This is a genomic window from Streptomyces sp. NBC_01591 (assembly GCF_035918155.1).
Lineage (GTDB): Bacteria > Actinomycetota > Actinomycetes > Streptomycetales > Streptomycetaceae > Streptomyces.
This window is the reverse complement of sequence record NZ_CP109327.1, coordinates 5,175,431-5,194,776: the sequence shown is the minus strand read 5'-3', so window position 1 is coordinate 5,194,776 and position 19,346 is coordinate 5,175,431. Positions and strand designations below refer to the sequence as shown.

Here is a 19,346-nt window from a genome sequence, read left to right as displayed (position 1 = left end):
GGTCAGGCCTCCGTTCCGGTGCTCTCGGCAGCCGGAGCGGCAGCGGCGGGAGCCTCGGCCTTGGGGGCCTCGGCAGCCGGAGCCGACTGCTGCTGCGGCTTGCGACCGCGACCGCCACGCTCGCCACCGCGGCCACCACGGCCGGCCGGGCGGTCAGCGCCGCCACGGGCCGGGCGGTTACCGGCGCGGGCAGCGGCGTTCTCGGCGCGGACCTCAGCGATGTTCTTGACGTCGCCCTTGTAGATCCAGACCTTCACACCGATGCGGCCGAAGGTCGTCTTGGCCTCGAAGAAGCCGTAGTCGACGTTCGCGCGGAGCGTGTGCAGGGGCACACGGCCCTCGCGGTAGAACTCCGAGCGGGACATCTCGGCGCCGCCGAGGCGGCCACCGCACTGGATCTTGATGCCCTTGGCGCCGGCCTTCATCGAGCTCTGCATGCTCTTGCGCATGGCACGACGGAAGGAGACGCGGGAGGAGAGCTGCTCGGCGACGGCCTGGGCCACCAGCTGAGCGTCCACCTCGGGGTTCTTGACCTCGAGGATGTTCAGCTGGACCTGCTTGCCGGTCAGCTTCTCCAGCTCGCCACGGATGCGGTCGGCCTCGGCGCCACGGCGACCGATGACGATGCCCGGGCGGGCGGTGTGGATGTCAACGCGGACGCGGTCGCGGGTGCGCTCGATCTCGACCTTCGAGATGCCGGCCCGCTCCATGCCCTTCGTCATCATGCGACGAATGGCGACGTCTTCCTTGACGTAGTCCTTGTACAGCTTGTCGGCGTACCAACGGGACTTGAAGTCCGTGGTAATGCCGAGCCGGAACCCGTGCGGGTTTACCTTCTGGCCCATTACCGGGTTCCTTCCTTGCTGCTGACGACCACGGTGATGTGGCTGGTCCGCTTACGGATCCGGTAGGCACGGCCCTGAGCACGCGGACGGAACCGCTTCAGGGTCGGGCCCTCGTCCACGTACGCCTCGCTGATGACCAGCGAAGAGGCGTCGGTGTGGTCGTAGTTGTGTGCGGCGTTGGCGATGGCGCTGTCCAGCACCTTGCCAACCGGCACGCTCGCGGCCTGCGGGGCGAAACGCAGGACCGCCTGAGCCTCCGTGGCATCCATGCCACGGATGAGGTCCACCACGCGGCGGGCCTTCATGGGCGTGACGCGGATGTACCGCGCCTGGGCCCTGGCTTCCATGGTTGTCCCTTCGGTGTAAGTCATAGTCGTTTCCACCCCGCGGTTAGCGGCGCTTCGACTTCCGGTCGTCCTTGACGTGGCCGCGGAAGGTGCGAGTCGGCGAGAACTCGCCGAGCTTGTGGCCGACCATCGACTCGGTGACGAACACCGGGACGTGGATCTTGCCGTTGTGCACCGCGATGGTGTGACCCAGCATGGCCGGGACGATCATCGAGCGACGGGACCAGGTCTTGATGACGTTCTTGGTGCCTGCCTCGTTCTGTACGTCCACCTTCTTGATGAGGTGGCCGTCGACGAAGGGCCCCTTCTTGAGACTGCGCGGCATCTAAACCCGCTCCTAGCGCTTCTTGTTCGTCTTGCGGCGGCGGACGATGTACTTGTTCGATGCCTTCTTCGGCGAACGAGTACGACCCTCCTTCTGACCCCACGGCGAGACCGGGTGGCGACCACCGGAGGTCTTGCCCTCACCACCACCGTGCGGGTGGTCAACCGGGTTCATCGCGACACCGCGGACGGTCGGGCGAACGCCCTTCCAGCGCATGCGGCCGGCCTTGCCCCAGTTGATGTTCGACTGCTCGGCGTTGCCGACCTCACCGATGGTGGCGCGGCAGCGGGCGTCGACCAGGCGGATCTCACCCGACGGCATACGAAGGTGGGCCATGGTGCCCTCCTTCGCCAGCAGCTGCACGGAGGCACCCGCGGAACGGGCGAACTTCGCGCCGCCGCCGGGCCGCAGCTCGATGGCGTGGATGGTCGTACCGACCGGGATGTTGCGCAGCGCCAGGTTGTTGCCGGGCTTGATGTCGGCGGCCGGGCCGTTCTCGACACGGTCGCCCTGCGTCAGGCCACGCGGCGCGATGATGTAGCGCTTCTCGCCGTCCGCGTAGTGCAGGAGCGCGATGCGCGCGGTGCGGTTGGGGTCGTACTCGATGTGCGCGACCTTGGCCGGCACGCCGTCCTTGTCGTGACGACGGAAGTCGATCACTCGGTAGGCGCGCTTGTGGCCACCGCCCTGGTGGCGAACGGTCACACGACCGGCGTTGTTACGGCCGCCCTTGCTGTGCAGGGGGCGGACCAGCGACTTCTCCGGCGTGGACCGCGTGATCTCGACAAAGTCGGCGACGCTGGAGCCACGACGGCCCGGGGTCGTCGGCTTGTACTTGCGGATACCCATTTCTCAGTCCTCGTCCGATTCCGGACGACTCGACCTCCGTCAGGAGGTCGGGCCGCCGAAGATGTCGATACGGTCGCCCTCGGCGAGGGTCACGATGGCGCGCTTGGTGTCAGCGCGCTTGCCGAAACCGGTCTTGGTGCGCTTGCGCTTACCCTGCCGGTTGATCGTGTTGACCCCGGTGACCTTGACCGAGAAGACCGCTTCCACGGCCTGCTTGATCTGGGTCTTGTTGGAGCCGGGCGCGACGATGAACGTGTACTTGTTCTCGTCGAGCAGCGCGTAGCTCTTCTCGGACACGACCGGCTTGACGAGAACGTCGCGCGGGTCCGAGTAGGTCTTGCTGGTAACGGTCGCCTCGCTCATCAGGCGTCGCTCCCTTCGGTCTCAGCGGTCTGGGGGCCAGACACGAAGGACTCGAGGGCGGCCTGGGTGAAGACCACGTCGTCAGAGACGATCACGTCGTACGTGTTCAGCTGGCCCGGCTCCAGGATGTGCACCTGGGGCAGGTTGCGGGCGGACAGCCACGCGGCCTCGTCGGCACGGTCGACGACCAGGAGCAGGTTCTTGCGCTCCGAGATCTTGCCGAACAGCGTCTTGGCGGCCTTGGTGGAGACTGCACCGTCGACCACGCCGGTGACGACGTGGATGCGGGAGTGACGGGCCCGGTCGGAGAGGGCACCGCGCAGGGCGGCGGCCTTCATCTTCTTCGGGGTCCGCTGCGAGTAGTCACGCGGCTGCGGGCCGTGGACGACGCCACCGCCGGCGAACTGCGGCGCACGGGTCGAACCCTGGCGCGCGCGGCCGGTGCCCTTCTGGCGGTACGGCTTGCGGCCACCACCACGGACTTCGCCGCGGGTCTTGGTCTTGTGCGTGCCCTGACGGGCAGCTGCCAGCTGTGCGACGACGACCTGGTGGATCAGCGGAACGCTGGTCTTCGCGTCGAAGATCTCCGCGGGGAGCTCGACGGTACCGGCCTTGTCGCCTGCCGGCGAAAGGATGTCAATGGTGCTCATTACCTCAAGCCCCCTTGGCCGCGGTACGGACCAGGACGAGGCCGCCGTTCGGACCGGGGACTGCGCCCTTGATGAGGAGCAGACCCTTCTCCGCGTCAACCGCGTGGATGGTCAGGTTCTGGGTGGTGACACGCTCGTTGCCCATGCGACCCGCCATGCGCATGCCCTTGAAGACACGGCCGGGGGTGGCACAGCCACCGATGGAGCCAGGCATACGGTGCACACGGTGGGCACCGTGGGACGCCTTGCCACCCTTGAAGTTGTGACGCTTCATCACACCGGCGAAGCCCTTGCCCTTGCTCTTGCCCGTGACGTCAACCTTGACGCCGGACTCGAACACCTCGGCAGTGACTTCCTGGCCCAGCGTGTACTCGCTGGCGTCAGGGGTGCGGAGCTCCACCAGGTGGCGGCGCGGGGTCACGTCGGCCTTGGCGAAGTGGCCCTTGAGGGGCTTGTTCACCTTGCGGGGGTCGATCTCGCCGAAGGCGATCTGGACTGCCTCGTAGCCGTCGTTGTCGTTGGTGCGGACCTGGGTGACGACGCAGGGCCCGGCCTTGACGACGGTCACCGGGACGACCCGGTTGTTCTCGTCCCAGACCTGGGTCATGCCGAGCTTCTCGCCCAGGACGCCCTTAATGTTCTTAGCCATCTCGCGCGTCACCTCAGAGCTTGATCTCGATGTCGACGCCGGCCGGCAGGTCGAGACGCATCAGCGAGTCAACCGTCTTCGGCGTGGGGTCGAGGATGTCGATGAGGCGCTTGTGCGTGCGCATCTCGAAGTGCTCGCGCGAGTCCTTGTACTTGTGCGGCGACTTGATGACGCAGTACACGTTCTTCTCAGTGGGCAGCGGCACCGGGCCCGCGACCGACGCACCAGTGCGGGTCACCGTCTCGACGATCTTCTTCGCCGAGGAGTCGATGACCTCGTGGTCGTAGGCCTTGAGCCGGATGCGGATCTTCTGTCCCGCCATGGCTACTAGTAGTCCTGTCTCTCATAACGCTCTGGAACCCGGGAGTTCTAACGACTCCACCTCCGACCCACGCGGTCGGGCGTGTCGCATCCCCTCTACGCAGATCTCCCGAAGGATTTCCCAACCAAGGGGGTGCGGGCCCGAGGACCGCAGGACCGGGGGCGAAACACCCACCGGGTGCCTGGCCGGTGCCCCACTGACGCTTCCCGGAAGATTCCCGTACGTCCGACCCGCAAGGGGTCGACGAGTACTGTGGGACTCGCTTCCGGTCCTCCCGGCGGGAGGCGCGCAGCATTGACACTCAACCGAGCAACCTGGTCAGTGTGCCATACGGGGCGTGAGCCTGGCCAATCGGGCGGAGGATCTTACCCCGCGTGGTCGCTCGGTCAAACGCGGGCGCTCAGCGGGAGCCGTGCCGGGCGCGCTCATCGTAATCGGGTCGAGCGGTGCGCAGTAATTGGGTCGAGCGGTGCGCACCCCCGTGCCTAGGGCCTGTCCGACCCTGATCCGCCGGACAGGCCCTAGAGTGACCGGCCGGGCAAACCGTCGTCTCCAGGGGCATCGATCATGCGTACGCACTATCCGCGCACCGCGCATCTGCCCTGGTCCCCCGGAGCCACCTCGGACGACGTACGGATCGCGGATCTCTCCGCGCTGACCGGCCGCGAGGTCGTCGTCACCGAGAAGCTGGACGGCGAGAACACCACGCTCTACGCGGACGGGCTCCACGCCCGCTCCCTCGACTCCGCGCACCATCCCTCGCGGGGCTGGGTGAAGGCGCTCCAGGGCCGGATCGGGGCGCGGATCCCCGACGGGTGGCGGGTGTGCGGCGAGAACATGTTCGCGCGCCACTCGATCCCGTACGACGGCCTGGAGAGCTTCTTCTACGGCTTCTCCGTCTGGGACGGGGAGCGCTGCCTGGGCTGGGACCGGACCGTGGCGTTCCTGCGGGATCTGGGGATACCGGTGCCGCCCGTGCTGTGGCGCGGCACCTTCGACGCCCGCGCCGAGAAGGCGCTGCGGGCGCTGAAGCCGGACACCGGGCGCCAGGAGGGGTACGTCGTACGGCCCGTGGACGGCTTCGGCGCACCGGACTTCGGGCGCCTGGTGGCCAAGTGGGTGCGGCCCGGTCACGTACAGACCGATACGCACTGGATGCACGCCGCCGTCGTGGAGAACGGGCTCGGCCCGGCCGCCGCCCTGTGGGCCGTACGGTCCGGAGCTCCGGTCGACGCGGCGGCACTGGCCGCCGCCACGGGCACGGAGGCGGGGGACGCCGGGGCCGCCGCCGCGATGGGAGACGCCCTCGACGCGCTGGGCCGGACGGGCGAGGACCGGCTGACCGGGGTGCTGGCCGCGCTGCTGCACGGTTCCCGCCGCACCGGACTCGCGCCCGCGCTGGCACCGGCGCTGGGGATGCCGCTCGCCCGCCGCGTCGCGGACCTCGTCGGACTGCACCCCGGGCTGCACCGCCCGTACCCGGACGAGGAGCGTCGCACCGGACTGGTCCGGATGTCGTTCGCCGCCGATCTGCCGCTGCTGCACGCGCTGGCCGCCACGGTGGCGGACACCGCCGAGGCGCGCGAGCAGGTGGAGTGGTCGGCGCTGCACGCGGAGGACCTGGCGGAACCGGCCGGGCTGCGGGAGGCGTTCACGGATCTGGAACCGGACGCCGCCGACCGCTGCCTGGCGCAGGCCCGCGAGGCGTACGCCCTGGGCCGGGTCACCACCGCCGAGGAGGCGGTTGCCGCGACCTGGCGCTGGCGGTCCGGGGACTTCCCGCGCCTTGTCCATCTGGTCGGCCCGTCCGGCAGCGGCAAGAGCACCTTCGCGCGAGCGCTGCCCGGCGTCGACACGTACCTCTCGCTCGACGATCTGCGCCAGGCCCGGGGTTCGCGCGCCGACCAGAAGGCCAACGTGGACGTGCTGCGCGAGGGGCTCGACCGGCTGGACGCCGCACTCACCCCGGGCTCCACGGTCGTCTGGGACGCCACCTCCCTCAACGCGCACCAGCGCTCCCTGGTGCACGGGGTCGCCCGGCGCAGGGACGCGCTGCTCACCCACGCCGTGGCCCTGGTCGACGAGGCGGAGCTGATCCGCCGCAACGAACGCCGCAGCCACCCCGTACCGCCCGAGGTGCTGACCTCGCAGCTGCACAGATTCGTTCCCCCGTACCCCGGCCAGGCACACCGCACCTGGTACATCGGCGCGAGCGGAACCGTGGAGGACAGTGCGTAGATGCGTACCAGCGAGGAGATCTACCACCGTGTCCGCTGGGACACCCGGTTCGACCCGGCGCGCTTCGTGATGGGCGTGGCGCAGCGCGGGACCGTGCCCAAGCGGGTGCCGCTGCCCCGCTTCACGCCCGGCGGGGACATCCCCTGGCACCGGGTGCTGTTCTTCGAGGCGGACGGTGAGCTGGTCTGGGACCGGTCCTCGGGCATGGACCGGATCGACGCGACGGACGCCGGGCGGGTACGTGCCCCGCGCCGGCTGCCGTCCCCGTACTTCATCTCCCGCACGCCGCACGCGTACTCCGCACCGGAGGCGGCCTGGACGCCCATGCCCGAGGACGCGCCGACGCCCGAGCCGCCCGCCTCGCTCACGCTGCTGACCTGGAACACCCTCTGGGACCGCTACGACAGCGACCGCATCGACACCGCCCGGCGCCGGCCGCTCCTGCTCGACGCCCTGCGCGCCGCGGACGCCGACGTCATCGCCCTCCAGGAGGCCGAACCCGCCCTGCTCGCCCTGCTGTTGGCGGCGCCCTGGGTCCGCGAGGGCTACACGCTCTGGGCCGACCCGGCGGGCCGGGACGTCACCGACTGCGGGCTGCTGCTGCTCAGCAGGGTCCCCGTGCGCGAGGCGGGCCTGCATGCCCTCGGCCCGCACAAGGCGGTCGCGGCGGTCGTCGTGGACGGCCCGGAGGGACCGGTCACGGTCGCGGTGACCCATCTCAGCAGTGACCACTCGGCCGACGGCGCCCTTCGGCGCGATGCCGAACTGGCCGATCTGGCACCGGGGTTGGCGGCGGTCGAGGGCGATGTGACGCTGCTCGGCGACTTCAACGACGGCGGGGACACGCCGCAGGACCGGCTGGGGATGGCGGACGCCTGGAGCCAGGTGCACGGCGCGGACGACCGGACGCCCACCTTCGACCCGTCGGTCAACCCGCTGGCCGCCGTCTCCTCGCTGACCGGGCGGGTGTCCCGGCTGGACCGGGTGCTGGTCCGCTCGGAGCGGCTGCGGCCCGCCTCGGCGGTGCTGCTGGGCGACGTGCCGGCGCCGGACGGGCTGTACGTCTCGGACCACTTCGGGGTACGCGTGGAGCTGGCCGCCGACGCGGTGTCGGCGGCGCTCGCCGCGGAAGACGAGGCGGAGGAGGCGTGCGCGGCCGATGCCGTGCGCCGGGTGGCCGCCGCCCTGCACGAAGGGTGCGTCCACCTGGTCGGCTCCCGGCGGATGGGCTGTGCGCTGCCCGGCGCGGATGTGGACCTGGTCGCGGCGCTGCCCGGCGCCGTGGATCTGCCGGGGGTGCGGGAGCGACTGGCCGCCGCCCTGCCGGACGCGGTCGGCCTGCGCGAGGTGACCGGTGCCCGCGTACCGGGCCTGCGCTTCGCCCTCGGCGGCCTGCGGGTGGACCTGGTGACCGTGGCGACGGGCGGCCTGCCCCCGGCCGAGGCGGTGGCCCGGCGCGCCGAGCTGGGCGAGGCGGCGGCCACGGCGCTCAGCGCGGTGAGCGACGCGGAGGCCGTGCTCGCGGCGGCGGACCCGCACCGGGCGGCGTTCACCCGGCTCGCCCGCGCGGTGAAGGCCTGGGCGCGGGCGCGCGGGCTGGACTCCGCCCCGTGCGGTGGACTGCCGGGCCTCGCCTGGTCCGTGCTGGCGGCCCGTACCGCCCACGAGTCTGGCGACCTGCCGCCGCTCCCCCTGCTCAGGCACTTCTTCGCGGCCTGGGCCACCTGGGACTGGGACCGCGCGGTCGGCTCCGGCGGGACGGGCGGCACCGGCGGCTCAGGCGCGACCGCCGGGACCGGCGGACTCCCCCTCACCGTGCTGACCCCGACCGCCCCCGTCCGCTCCTGCACCCCGCAGGTCTCCCCCGCCGGCCGCGACCTCGTCGCCGAGGAACTCTTCCGCGCCTGGGAGATCCTGGAGTCCGCCGACGACTCCGACCCCGTACCGCACGCCCTGCTCTGCGCCCCACCGCCGCTGCACGCGCAGCACACCGCCTGGGCCCTCGCCTCCGTGCGGCCCGGCCCCGACGAGGGGCGGCTGCGCGGCCGTCTCCTCGCCACAGCCGCCGCCCTCGCCGGGGCGGGCGCCCCGGACTCCCGTATCTGGCCGCGCCCGCTCACCGCCGACGGTCTGGCGGGATACGCGATCGGCCTGGGCGCTACGCCGCCCGACGGGCACCGGCTGGCGAAGATCGGGGCGGAGCTCCTGCGCGGCATCCCGGACGCCTCGCTGGCCCGGGTGGAACTGTCCGATCTCCGGCCGACCGGAGACCCGGCTTTCGCCCTCTGACGGACTGGACGACGCCCCCAGGACGGGATCTCCCGACAGCAGCGCGCCCCCGGTCCGGCATCAACCGGGCTCGGGGGCGCGAGTGCGTGTGGGTTCAGTGCCCGGCGGCGTACGAGACAAAGCCCGCCCAAGCGCCTGAGGCGAAAGCGAGCCGGGCCCCCTGCACGTTCTTGGAGTCGCGCACGAGCACCGCGCCCGGGGTGGACGCGACCTCGACGCAGTCGTTGCCGTCGCCACTGCTGCTGTAACTGCTCTTGAACCACTCCAGCTCGGAAGCGTCCCCGGCAGAGGGCTTGTCGATCATGTCTCTCCCAGCACTTGCTCGATGAAGGCCAGCGACTCCCGTGGCGTAAGAGCCTGGGCCCGGATCATCCCATAGCGCAACCCAAGGATCCTGAGCTGCTTCGGGTCGGAGACCGGACGGCCACCGAACGCGCCCTCGGAACGCCCCACCGCACTGCCGTCGGGGAACTTCAGCACCTCGATCAGTCCACCCGTCCCAGGATGTTCCTCGCGGTTGGTCGGCATCACCTGGATCGCCACATTCCGCAACCGCCCTACTTCCAAGAGGTGTTCGAGTTGTCGGCGCAACACCATTGTGCCTCCGACCGGACGGCGAAGCGTCACCTCCTCCTGGACAAAACTCAGCGACGGAAGGGGATCTCGATCGAAGATGGATCGTCGAGCCATGCGAGCGGCCACCACGCGGTCCATCTCATCCAGCGTGTAGGCGGGCAACCACGACGCGAACAGGGCCCGCATATGCTCCTCGGTCTGCAACAGGCCGTTGATGTTGTGGTGGTGATACGCCTCCAGCTCGACGACCTTGGCCTCCAGCTTCGCCAGATCCCGGATCTTCTTCGGGTACCGGACCTCCGCCACGTCCTGCTTCATCGCCGCGAGCTTCCCGCCCGCCCCGAGCACCTCGTCCGCCCTGTCCAGAAGCTCCGGCCGGGGGATGCGCCGCCCGCCCTCCACCTTGTAGACCAGGTCTTCCCCGTACCCGATCGCGGCCCCGAACTCGCCGGCCCGCAGCCCGGCCGCCTCCCGCCATGCCTTGATCTGGCGGCCCACCGCGGCGAGCACTGCCACGCCCGACTCGTCGTCCGGGTCGACGTCCCAGCCCGGCTCGTCCGCCCCGGCGTCGCCACGTTCCGTACCGGTCTCATCCACGCTCTTCCGTGCCCCACTTCCGATGTGCATGCCGTTCCTGGCCCAACCCTGGTCGTCCCCAGCACGTCACCCCGGACAGCCGGGACAGCACTGGACAAGCCCTGGACAATCGCCGTACGCAAGCGGCTCGCCGCTGTTCACGGTACGCACGCCACGGCCACGCTGAGCGACGTGAACCAACACATCACCCGAACCGAACATTCCGCTCCCACCCGGCAGTTCACCGTGCTGCTCTCCCCCACCCGCCGGGGCGCGCGGCTCGCCCGTCTGCTCACCATGGCGCATCTGGGCGACTGGGGGCTTCCTCCTGAGTCCGCTGCGCACATCGTCGCCGAGCTGGCCGCCAACGCCGCCGTCCACGGCCGCGCATCCGGACGGGACTTCCAACTCAGCCTCACCGCCCACCGCGACGGGCTCCTGCGGATCAAGGTGACCGACACCCGGGGCGAGCAACTACCCGTCGCATCCACCCCCGACCAGCACGCGGAGAGCGGGCGCGGCCTGCTGATCGTCGAGGCACTCGCCGACCGCTGGGGCATCGACGTGGGACCCGTCCCGCACATGACCGTCTGGGCCGAACTCGACCTCGTACCGCGACCGCTCCACCGGGTCGCGGAAACCCACGACCCGGTGCACCACGTCCCCGCGTTCCACGACGCATAAAGCCTTAAAGAACCTGGGGAAATTACCCTCCCCACCCAAACCCGACCCCGTCACTCACGCGGGTGACATGGGGCAACTGAGCTGGATTTCATACGGGTTGGCTGGCATATGCTCGCCGCGACAACTCCAGACATGCGACGGCCCCCGACCGAGATTCGCACTCTCAACCGGGGGCCTGACCACCGAGGAAGTAGGAGCTTCCCGATGGGTACCTCGCAGATTACCGCGCCCTCGCGCGGTCCATCCCCCGTACCCGGAGACGCCACACCGTCATCCGGTGTCATCCACATCAACTTCCGGCATGCCGCTGGCTTCACCGTCATCGGCAACCACCTCGCCCAGCACCGCGGACTCTCCCTCGCCGCGATCGGACTGGCCGCCCACATCCAGTCGCTCCCCGCCGGAGCCAGGATCAGCATCAAACACCTCGCCGAACGCTTCCCCGAGAGCGAAACCCGCATCGCCGCCGCCCTGCGCGAACTCGAAGCCCACGGCTACCTCCACCGCAGCCGCGTACGCCTCCCCGACGGCCGCATCATCACCCGCACCGTCTCGTACAACCAGCCGAGCACCGACGCGTCCGCCGTCGCAGCCCCTCAGCCCCGGACCAGGCGCAGCAAACCGGCAGCCCCACAGCCACCACGCGAGGCCGCCCCCGAACCGCGCCCCGCCCCGGCGCTCACACCGCAACCGCAACCGCAGCCGCTGCCACAGCCCGCCCCCGTCCTGGTACCGGCCCCCACCGCGCGCACGACGCCGCCTCCGCCGCTCCCCCAGCCACAGGAGCTCACACCGGGGCTCCAGCGCGCGGCCACCGCACTCCTCGCCGACCTGCGCCGCCACGCACCTCAACTCGTCCTCTCCGAGAGCGACATCCACGCCCTCGCCCCCGGCGTCGCCACCTGGCTCGAACACGACGCCCACCCCGACACCATCCGCCACGCCCTCACCACCGACCTCCCGAACCCCCTGAAACACCCGGCCAAGCTCCTGCGCCACCGGATCACGGCACTCCTGCCACCACCGCTACCGGGAGCCCAGGACATCGCACTCACACGCCCCGGCGTCATCGTCATCCCGCTCCAGAACTGCGACCGCTGCGACCGCGCCTTCCGCTCCCGCCACCCAGGCCACTGCCGCGACTGCCGGTCAGACCTCCACACAGCCGCCTGACTGGAACATCACCCACAACCCGAACGGATCTGAATGGTCAGCTCGCCCCACGAGGCAATGCACCGCATCTTCCAGGAGTACCCCGGCCTCTTCTCCCGCGTCTCCGAAGTGCTCGGAGTCGACATCCCGCCACCCACCTCGGCCACCGCGCTGCCCACCGACCTCACCGAAGCCCGTCCCGTCGAACGCCGGGTGGACACCCTCCTGCGCATCGAAACAGAGCACGACGGGCCCTTCGTCCTCGCCATCGAGGCCCAGGGCAAGAAGGACCCGCGCAAGACCGCCAGCTGGCCGTACTACGTCAGCTATCTCCACAACAGATACGGGCTGCCCGTCCTGTTACTGGTCGTCTGCCAGGACCGCGCCACCGCCGATTGGGCCGCACGCCCCATCTCCATCGGCGTCCGGCAATGGCAGACACTCACCCTGCACCCCCTCGTCGCGGGACCGCACAACATGCCGGTCATCACCGATGTGGCCGAGGCTCGCAAGGACCTCGCGCTCGCCACCCTGGCCGCCATCACACACGCCGACAATCCGGACGTCGGTGCCATACTGAAAACCCTGTCCGCCGCACTGCGGGACACACCGGAAGCAATCGCCGACCCCATCGTCGAACTCACCGCACAGGGCCTGGGCAACCGCCCGGCCGCACAGCACTGGAGGAACCTGGTGGCCGTGGACCTCTCCTTCTACAAGTCCTTCATGTCGGAAGAAATCCGGGACGAAGGCCGCGCGCAAGGCCGGGCGCAAGGCCGCGCCGAGGACATCCTGCTCGTACTGGAACAGCGCCGCATCGCCGTTCCCGACAAGGTTCGCGAGCGGATCACCGATTGCGGCGACCCCGAGACTCTGCGCCGGTGGCTCATGCGAGCCGTCACCGCCACCTCTGCCGAGGAGATCTTCACCGAGGAGTAGCTCATCCCGGTGGCTGCGCCCCGCCTACCCACAGGCCCGCAACCCGTTCACCGGCTCCCCCACAGGTACAAGCCCACCTTCGTGGGCGCCTGAGCTGCGGTGACCGCCGAGAACCCGCGCCACCGGCCCTGCGAGAATCCGACCATGACAACGAACACCACCACGACCTGGGCCCTGCGCCCGGCCCGCCCCGAGGACGTCGAGGCCATAGCCGAGCTCAGGGCCACCGTGATGCGTCCCGACCTGGAGCGGCTCGGGCGTTACGACGAGCACCGCGTACGCCAGAGGCTGCGCGACGTCTACGCGCCGGAGCACTCCTCGCTCGTGGTCGTGGACGGGGAGTTCGCGGGCTGCGTCACGCTGCGCCCGGTCGAGGACGGGTTGTGGCTGGAGAACTTCTACCTCTCCCCCGCCCTCCAGGGGCGCGGGATCGGCACCGCGGTGCTCCGTACGCTGCTCGCGCGGGCCGACAAGGAAGGCGTGACCGTGCGGCTGGACGTGCTGCAGGGCAGCGCCGCCCGCGCGCTCTACGAACGGCACGGGTTCACCGAGGAGCGGCAGGACCCGATCGATGTGTTCATGGTGCGTACACCGGCGAGTTGAACCGTCCCGGGCACCCTCGCGTTGAACCGTCCCTGGTCACACCCGGGCACACCCAGGCAACCCGCCCCCGGGAATCCCCGTCTATCCCCCCGCAGCAGCGGCTCGCGCCCCTTCCGCCGCGGCCTGCACGCGATCAGCACGCAGCACAGGGCCGCCCAGCCGCCCGCTGCGGGGGAACGGACGGAGCACGGTGTGACGGATCGACCCGCGCCGCGCGCATCCCGCACGGGATTGCCGCGGCGCACTCTGATGACGGCGGCGGCCGGCGCGACCGGCTTGGCGGCCCTCACCGCCTGCACGGCGCCCTCACCGCCCCGCCGCCGCGATCCCGCCGCGGACCCGATGCCCGGAATGCCGATCAGTACCTCGCACCCGGCCCTGATGATGCAGATCCTCGCCCACCCGGACGACGACCTGTACTTCATGAACCCGGACACCCAGCAGGCCCTCGACTCCGGGACCCCGCTGGTCTGCGTCTATCTGACCGGCGGTGAGGCCACCGGCATAAATCGAATACCCGGCCGACCGCTGCCCGCACCCGACAAGGCCGCGTACTCCTCCTCGCGTCACCAGGGGCTCCGCCAGGCGTACGCGACACTGCTCGGCCTCGGCAGGTTCACCCCGTGGCAGAAGTCCGTCATCGAGCTGCACGGCGGCCACCGCGCCGAGCTCAACACCCTCGGCAACCGCGGCCGCAGGGTCGAGCTGATCTTCATCAACACCGCCATGCACACCTCGTACGGGCGTCTCGGACTGCCCAGCCTCTGGCAGGACCGGCGCCTGGTCCTGCCGACCGTCGTCGCCGACGGCTCCCCGCTGGAGAAGGCGGGTTCGTACACCTACGACGGGCTGATCGATGTCCTGGTCGGGCTCTTCGACCGGTACCGGCCGAGCATCCTGCACACCCTGGACCCGGACCCCGACATCCAGCACAGCAGCGAGGCCGTCCGGCGCCGGGACAGCGAGCAGCACGGCTACTCCGACCACCCCGACCACACCGCCGCCGCGCTGTTCACCTGGGCGTCGCTGATCCGGTGGGTGGCAGGGGCCACCCGGGGCGGCGGTGAGGTGCCGAGCTTCGCCACCACGGCGTTCCGGGCCTACTACAACCGGCACTGGCCGAAGAACCTGCCGCCCGCCGTGCTCGCCGAGAAGGCCTCGCACCTGGTGCCGTACGGCGGCTCGGCCGACTGGCAGTGCGGCAACCCGGCGGGCTGCGGGGACTACAACGTGGGCGGCGACCGGCCGCTGACCAACCGGAAGGGCTGGGTACGGTCCACCCACTACCGCTACCCGGGCCCCCGGCCCGCCCTCGCCACCGAACCGGACGGCCGGCTCGTCACGTACGGGGTGCTGGGCCTGCGGGCGGTGCGCCGGCGCGAGAGCGCACCGGGCAGCGGGGTGTGGGACGCGCCGGACGACCTCGGCGGCGGCCCGCTCGCACCGGTCCTGGGCAGCGCGACGCTGCCGGACGGGCGCCATCTGCTCTTCGGGCTGCGGTTCTCGGCGATCGGCGGGCACGGTGCGGACAACGAGCGCGAGATCGTCGCGCTGGAGCAGCGCTCCCCCGGCGGTGCCTTCCGAGCCTGGCAGGGGCTGGGGAACCCGGTGCGCGGGCACGACGGCGGGCGCCGGATCGGTGTCCCGGTCGCGGTCGCCGCGCCCGACGGGCGGGTGCATCTCTTCGTACGGAACGCGGAGAAGGGTGTCAGTACCCGGGTACGGGACACGGCCGGCCGGTGGAGCGGGTGGCTGGACATGGGCGGCGGCGAGATCCAGGACGGGCTGAGTGCCGTGGTGGACGCCGAGGGCCGGGTCCATGTCTTCGCGGCGGGCCGTTTCGCGGTGCACCACTGGACGCAGGACGCGCCCGGCGACGCGCTGACCGCGCGCACCCAGATCACCGGGGTGCCGGTGCCCGGTGACGGGCCGGCCGCGCTGCCGGGGGCGGACGGGAGCATCGGGCTGTTCTACCGCGCGGCGGCGAAGGCCGCCCTGACGACCGTACGGACCGGGGAGACGGCGGACGAGACCGGGATCGACGGATACGGGCGCCCGGTCCGCGACCGGACGGGCTTCGACGGGTACGGGCCGGTGGCCGCCGCCGGGCCGCCGGGCGCCCCGGTGCTGCTCGGCCGCACCGCCGAGGGCCTCGTCCAGCTCCGTACGCCCGGCGGGCTCTTCGTACGGCGGCACGGACCGGTGGCGCTGGACGGGCCGGCCCTGCACGTCGGGAAGGACGGACGGCCGACGGTGGTGGCCCTGGGGCCGGACGCCCTGCCCTGGCTCTGGCGCCCCTGAACGAGAACCTGCCCAGGCATTGCGCCCGGACATGAAGAAGGGCCCCGGTCCACCGCTCGCGCGGCGGGCCGGGGCCCTTCTCGGTGCTCTGTGCGGAGCAACCAGGTCAGACAGTCAGGTAATTACTTGACGATCTTGGTGACCTGGCCGGCGCCCACGGTCCGGCCACCCTCACGGATGGCGAACTTCAGGCCCTCTTCCATGGCGACCGGCTGGATGAGGTTGACCGTCATGACGGTGTTGTCACCCGGCATGACCATCTCGGTGCCCTCGGGAAGGGTCACCACGCCCGTCACGTCCGTGGTACGGAAGTAGAACTGCGGGCGGTAGTTGTTGAAGAACGGGGTGTGACGGCCACCCTCGTCCTTCGACAGGATGTAGGCCTGGGCCTCGAACTCGGTGTGCGGCGTGACCGAACCGGGCTTGATGATGACCTGGCCGCGCTCGACGTCCTCGCGCTTGATGCCACGGAGGAGCAGACCGACGTTCTCACCGGCCTGGCCCTCGTCGAGCAGCTTGCGGAACATCTCGATGCCGGTGACCGTGGTGGTGGTCTTCTCCTGCTTGATACCGACGATGTCGACGGTCTCGTTGACCTTGAGGATGCCACGCTCGATACGACCGGTGACGACGGTGCCACGACCGGTGATCGTGAAGACGTCCTCGATCGGCATCAGGAACGGCTTGTCGACGTCACGCTCGGGCTGCGGGATGTTCTCGTCGACGGCCTTCATCAGGTCGAGGACGGTCTGGCCCCACTCCTTGTCGCCCTCGAGCGCCTTGAGCGCCGAGACCTTGACGACCGGCAGGTCGTCGCCCGGGAACTCGTACTCGGAGAGGAGCTCACGGACCTCGAGCTCGACGAGCTCCAGGATCTCCTCGTCGTCCACCATGTCGGCCTTGTTCAGGGCGACGACGATGTACGGAACGCCGACCTGGCGGGCCAGGAGCACGTGCTCCTTGGTCTGCGGCATCGGGCCGTCGGTGGCGGCGACCACGAGGATGGCGCCGTCCATCTGCGCGGCACCCGTGATCATGTTCTTGATGTAGTCCGCGTGACCCGGGCAGTCGACGTGCGCGTAGTGACGCGACTCCGTCTGGTACTCGACGTGCGCGATCGAGATCGTGATACCGCGCTGGCGCTCCTCGGGAGCCTTGTCGATCTGGTCGAAGGCCGAGGCCTCGTTCAGGTCGGGGTACGCGTCGTGCAGCACCTTGGTAATGGCGGCCGTGAGGGTCGTCTTACCGTGGTCAATGTGACCGATGGTGCCGATGTTGACGTGCGGCTTAGTCCGCTCGAACTTCGCCTTCGCCACTGGGTCCTCCTGTGGAGTGGTTCTGTACGCCTTGCTTCATCGGCGCCAGGTGATCTTTGCTGGGATGCCGGAGCCGGGGGCATTCGGCGCAAAACTTCCGCTCTGCGACGAATGCCCCACCAGGCTCCGGTGACAAGCCTAAAGCGTGAGCTCGGGAGAGTTACTCGCCCTTGGCCTTCGCGATGATCTCCTCGGCGACGTTCCGCGGAACCTCGGCGTAGGAGTCGAACTGCATCGAGTAGCTTGCGCGACCCGAGGTCTTGCTGCGGAGGTCTCCGACGTAGCCGAACATCTCCGAGAGGGGCACGAGGCCCTTCACGACGCGAGCGCCGCTGCGCTCCTCCATGGCCTGGATCTGGCCACGGCGGGAGTTGATGTCACCGATGACATCGCCCATGTAGTCCTCGGGCGTGGTCACCTCGATGGCCATCATCGGCTCGAGGAGCACGGGGGACGCCTTGCGGGCACCCTCCTTGAACGCCTGCGAACCGGCGATCTTGAACGCCAGCTCGGAGGAGTCGACCTCGTGGTAGCCACCGTCGAGAAGGATGACGCGGACGCCGACCATCTCGTAGCCGGCCAGGATGCCGAACTGCATGGCTTCCTGAGCACCCGCGTCCACCGAGGGGATGTACTCACGGGGGATGCGGCCACCGGTGACCTTGTTGACGAACTCGTACGAGGCCTCGCCGCCCTCGATGGGCTCGATCGCGATCTGCACCTTGGCGAACTGACCGGTACCACCGGTCTGCTTCTTGTGGGTGTAGTCGATGCGCTCGACGGCCTTGCGGATCGTCTCGCGGTACGCGACCTGGGGCTTGCCGACGTTGGCCTCGACGCGGAACTCGCGCTTCATGCGGTCGACGAGCACCTCGAGGTGAAGCTCGCCCATACCACCGATGATGGTCTGGCCGGTCTCCTCGTCGGAGTGCACCTGGAAGGACGGGTCCTCCTCGGAGAGGCGCTGGATGGCGACACCCAGCTTCTCCTGGTCACCCTTGGACTTGGGCTCGATGGCGACCTGAATGACCGGCGCCGGGAAGTCCATGGACTCCAGGATGACCGGGTTCTTGTCGTCACACAGCGTCTCACCGGTGGTGGTCTGCTTCAGGCCCATGACGGCGATGATGTCGCCGGCGCCCACCGACTCGATCTCCTCACGCTTGTTCGCGTGCATGCGGTAGATCTTGCCGATGCGCTCCTTCTTGCCCTTGACGGAGTTCAGCACCGAGGTGCCGGACTCCAGGCGGCCCGAGTAGACCCGGACGAAGGTGAGCTTGCCGAGGTGCGGGTCGCTCATGATCTTGAACGCGAGGGCCGCGAGCGGCTCGTCGTCGGACGGCTTGCGCTTGACGACCTCCTCCGGGTCCTTGACGCCGTGGCCCTCGATGGCCTCGACGTCCAGGGGGGAGGGGAGGTAGCGCACGACGGCGTCGAGCAGGGGCTGGACGCCCTTGTTCTTGAACGCGGTGCCGCAGAACACGGGGGTGACGGTCGTCTCGCCGCCCTTGCCCGAGTTGATGGTGATGCGACGGATGCCCTCGTAGAGCTGCTCCGCGGAAGGCTCTTCGCCCTCCAGGTAGAGCTCCATGAGCGCCTCGTCGTTCTCCGCGGCGGCCTCGATGAGCTTGCCGCGGTACTCCTCGGCCTTCTCCGCGAGCTCCGCGGGGATGTCGACGATGTCGTACGCCTCGCCCTTGGTCGCTTCGACGGGGTAGACGAACGCCTTCATCGTCACGAGGTCGACGACACCCGTGAAGTCGGCCTCGGCACCGATCGGGAGCTGCATGACGATCGGGGTCGCGCCGAGGCGGTCCGTGATCATCTGAACGCAGCGGAAGAAGTCGGCACCGGTGCGGTCGAGCTTGTTGACGAAGCAGATACGCGGCACGCCGTAGCGGTCCGCCTGACGCCAGACGGTCTCGGACTGCGGCTCGACGCCCGCCACACCGTCGAACACGGTGACGGCGCCGTCGAGGACGCGGAGCGAACGCTCCACCTCGACGGTGAAGTCGACGTGACCCGGGGTGTCGATGATGTTGATGGTGTGGTCAACATCATTGAGCGGCCAGTGGCAGGTCGTCGCGGCGGACGTGATCGTGATGCCGCGCTCCTGCTCCTGCTCCATCCAGTCCATCGTGGCAGCGCCGTCGTGGACTTCACCGATCTTGTACGAGACGCCGGTGTAGAACAGGATCCGCTCAGTGGTGGTCGTCTTGCCCGCGTCGATGTGGGCCATGATCCCGATGTTGCGGACCTTGGCCAGGTCAAGCGAAGTGGTGGCCATAAGGCTCAATCTTCTCTCGGTCTCGATGTGGGTAG

19 protein-coding genes are annotated in these 19,346 nt (G+C 69.8%); 7 read left to right on the top strand and 12 right to left on the bottom strand.

The features are described from left to right. Positions 1-2: 2 nt before the first annotated feature. From rpsC to rpsJ, 8 genes are read right to left on the bottom strand one after another with little or no spacing between them, the layout of a single operon-like run. Positions 3-845, bottom strand: a complete 843-nt coding sequence (rpsC, locus tag OG978_RS24310; RefSeq protein WP_093540760.1) for a 30S ribosomal protein S3 — start codon at positions 843-845, stop codon at positions 3-5. Further along, on the bottom strand, positions 845-1,192 hold the full coding sequence (gene rplV, locus OG978_RS24305) for a 50S ribosomal protein L22 (RefSeq protein ID WP_004571827.1): 348 nt from the start codon (positions 1,190-1,192) through the stop codon (positions 845-847). The genes rpsC and rplV overlap by 1 nt, the downstream gene beginning before the upstream one ends. Positions 1,193-1,235: 43 nt before the next feature. Further along, entirely contained in the window at positions 1,236-1,517 is a 282-nt protein-coding gene (gene rpsS, locus OG978_RS24300; RefSeq protein WP_003966956.1) for a 30S ribosomal protein S19, read from the bottom strand. 12 nt (positions 1,518-1,529) lie between these two features. Beyond that, the gene (gene rplB, locus OG978_RS24295; protein ID WP_124716938.1) at positions 1,530-2,366 is read right to left on the bottom strand and encodes a 50S ribosomal protein L2; all 837 of its coding nucleotides are present in this window, start codon (positions 2,364-2,366) and stop codon (positions 1,530-1,532) included. Between the two features lie 39 nt (positions 2,367-2,405). Next, complete coding sequence (gene rplW, locus OG978_RS24290; protein WP_014154589.1) at positions 2,406-2,729, bottom strand: 50S ribosomal protein L23; 324 nt, start codon at positions 2,727-2,729, stop codon at positions 2,406-2,408. Then, positions 2,729-3,379: a 50S ribosomal protein L4 gene (gene rplD, locus OG978_RS24285; RefSeq protein WP_072485541.1), complete on the bottom strand. Its 651-nt coding sequence runs from the start codon at positions 3,377-3,379 to the stop codon at positions 2,729-2,731. The genes rplW and rplD overlap by 1 nt, the downstream gene beginning before the upstream one ends. 4 nt (positions 3,380-3,383) lie before the next feature. After that, a complete protein-coding gene (rplC, locus tag OG978_RS24280; RefSeq protein WP_072485542.1) occupies positions 3,384-4,028 on the bottom strand; it encodes a 50S ribosomal protein L3 in 645 nt (214 codons plus the stop codon). A 13-nt stretch (positions 4,029-4,041) separates the two neighbouring features. Beyond that, positions 4,042-4,350, bottom strand: a complete 309-nt coding sequence (gene rpsJ / locus OG978_RS24275) for a 30S ribosomal protein S10 (protein ID WP_003948644.1) — start codon at positions 4,348-4,350, stop codon at positions 4,042-4,044. Positions 4,351-4,917: 567 nt separating this feature from the next. Here rpsJ and OG978_RS24270 point away from each other — a divergent pair. Beyond that, on the top strand, positions 4,918-6,588 hold the full coding sequence (locus tag OG978_RS24270) for an RNA ligase family protein (RefSeq protein ID WP_326767225.1): 1,671 nt from the start codon (positions 4,918-4,920) through the stop codon (positions 6,586-6,588). Next, a complete protein-coding gene (locus OG978_RS24265) occupies positions 6,589-8,877 on the top strand; it encodes a poly(A) polymerase (protein ID WP_326767224.1) in 2,289 nt (762 codons plus the stop codon). A gap of 94 nt (positions 8,878-8,971) precedes the next feature. On the opposite strand, the gene OG978_RS24260 is transcribed toward OG978_RS24265, so the two are convergent. Both OG978_RS24260 and OG978_RS24255 read right to left on the bottom strand, forming a co-directional pair. After that, positions 8,972-9,181, bottom strand: a complete 210-nt coding sequence (locus OG978_RS24260; RefSeq protein WP_326767223.1) for a DUF397 domain-containing protein — start codon at positions 9,179-9,181, stop codon at positions 8,972-8,974. Further along, positions 9,178-10,080, bottom strand: a complete 903-nt coding sequence (locus tag OG978_RS24255; protein ID WP_326767222.1) for a helix-turn-helix domain-containing protein — start codon at positions 10,078-10,080, stop codon at positions 9,178-9,180. The genes OG978_RS24260 and OG978_RS24255 overlap by 4 nt, the downstream gene beginning before the upstream one ends. Before the next feature lie 141 nt (positions 10,081-10,221). Between OG978_RS24255 and OG978_RS24250 the strand changes: the two genes are divergently transcribed. The 5 genes from OG978_RS24250 (at position 10,222) to OG978_RS24230 (ending at position 15,708) form a co-directional block, all read left to right on the top strand. Then, positions 10,222-10,713: an ATP-binding protein gene (locus OG978_RS24250; RefSeq protein ID WP_326767221.1), complete on the top strand. Its 492-nt coding sequence runs from the start codon at positions 10,222-10,224 to the stop codon at positions 10,711-10,713. Positions 10,714-10,917: 204 nt separating this feature from the next. Continuing rightward, entirely contained in the window at positions 10,918-11,886 is a 969-nt protein-coding gene (locus OG978_RS24245) for a helix-turn-helix domain-containing protein (protein ID WP_326767220.1), read from the top strand. A 33-nt stretch (positions 11,887-11,919) separates the two neighbouring features. Continuing rightward, complete coding sequence (locus OG978_RS24240; protein ID WP_326767219.1) at positions 11,920-12,804, top strand: hypothetical protein; 885 nt, start codon at positions 11,920-11,922, stop codon at positions 12,802-12,804. Between the two features lie 144 nt (positions 12,805-12,948). Then, positions 12,949-13,407: a GNAT family N-acetyltransferase gene (locus tag OG978_RS24235; protein WP_326767218.1), complete on the top strand. Its 459-nt coding sequence runs from the start codon at positions 12,949-12,951 to the stop codon at positions 13,405-13,407. Positions 13,408-13,656: 249 nt separating this feature from the next. Further along, complete coding sequence (locus tag OG978_RS24230; RefSeq protein WP_326770147.1) at positions 13,657-15,708, top strand: PIG-L family deacetylase; 2,052 nt, start codon at positions 13,657-13,659, stop codon at positions 15,706-15,708. Positions 15,709-15,830: 122 nt separating this feature from the next. Here the strand turns inward: OG978_RS24230 and tuf are convergent, their stop codons facing one another. Next, the gene (gene tuf / locus OG978_RS24225; RefSeq protein ID WP_266913357.1) at positions 15,831-17,024 is read right to left on the bottom strand and encodes an elongation factor Tu; all 1,194 of its coding nucleotides are present in this window, start codon (positions 17,022-17,024) and stop codon (positions 15,831-15,833) included. A 160-nt stretch (positions 17,025-17,184) separates the two neighbouring features. Beyond that, positions 17,185-19,311 (bottom strand): elongation factor G, encoded by a 2,127-nt coding sequence (gene fusA, locus OG978_RS24220; protein WP_326767217.1) that lies wholly within the window; start codon positions 19,309-19,311, stop codon positions 17,185-17,187. Positions 19,312-19,346: the final 35 nt, after the last annotated feature.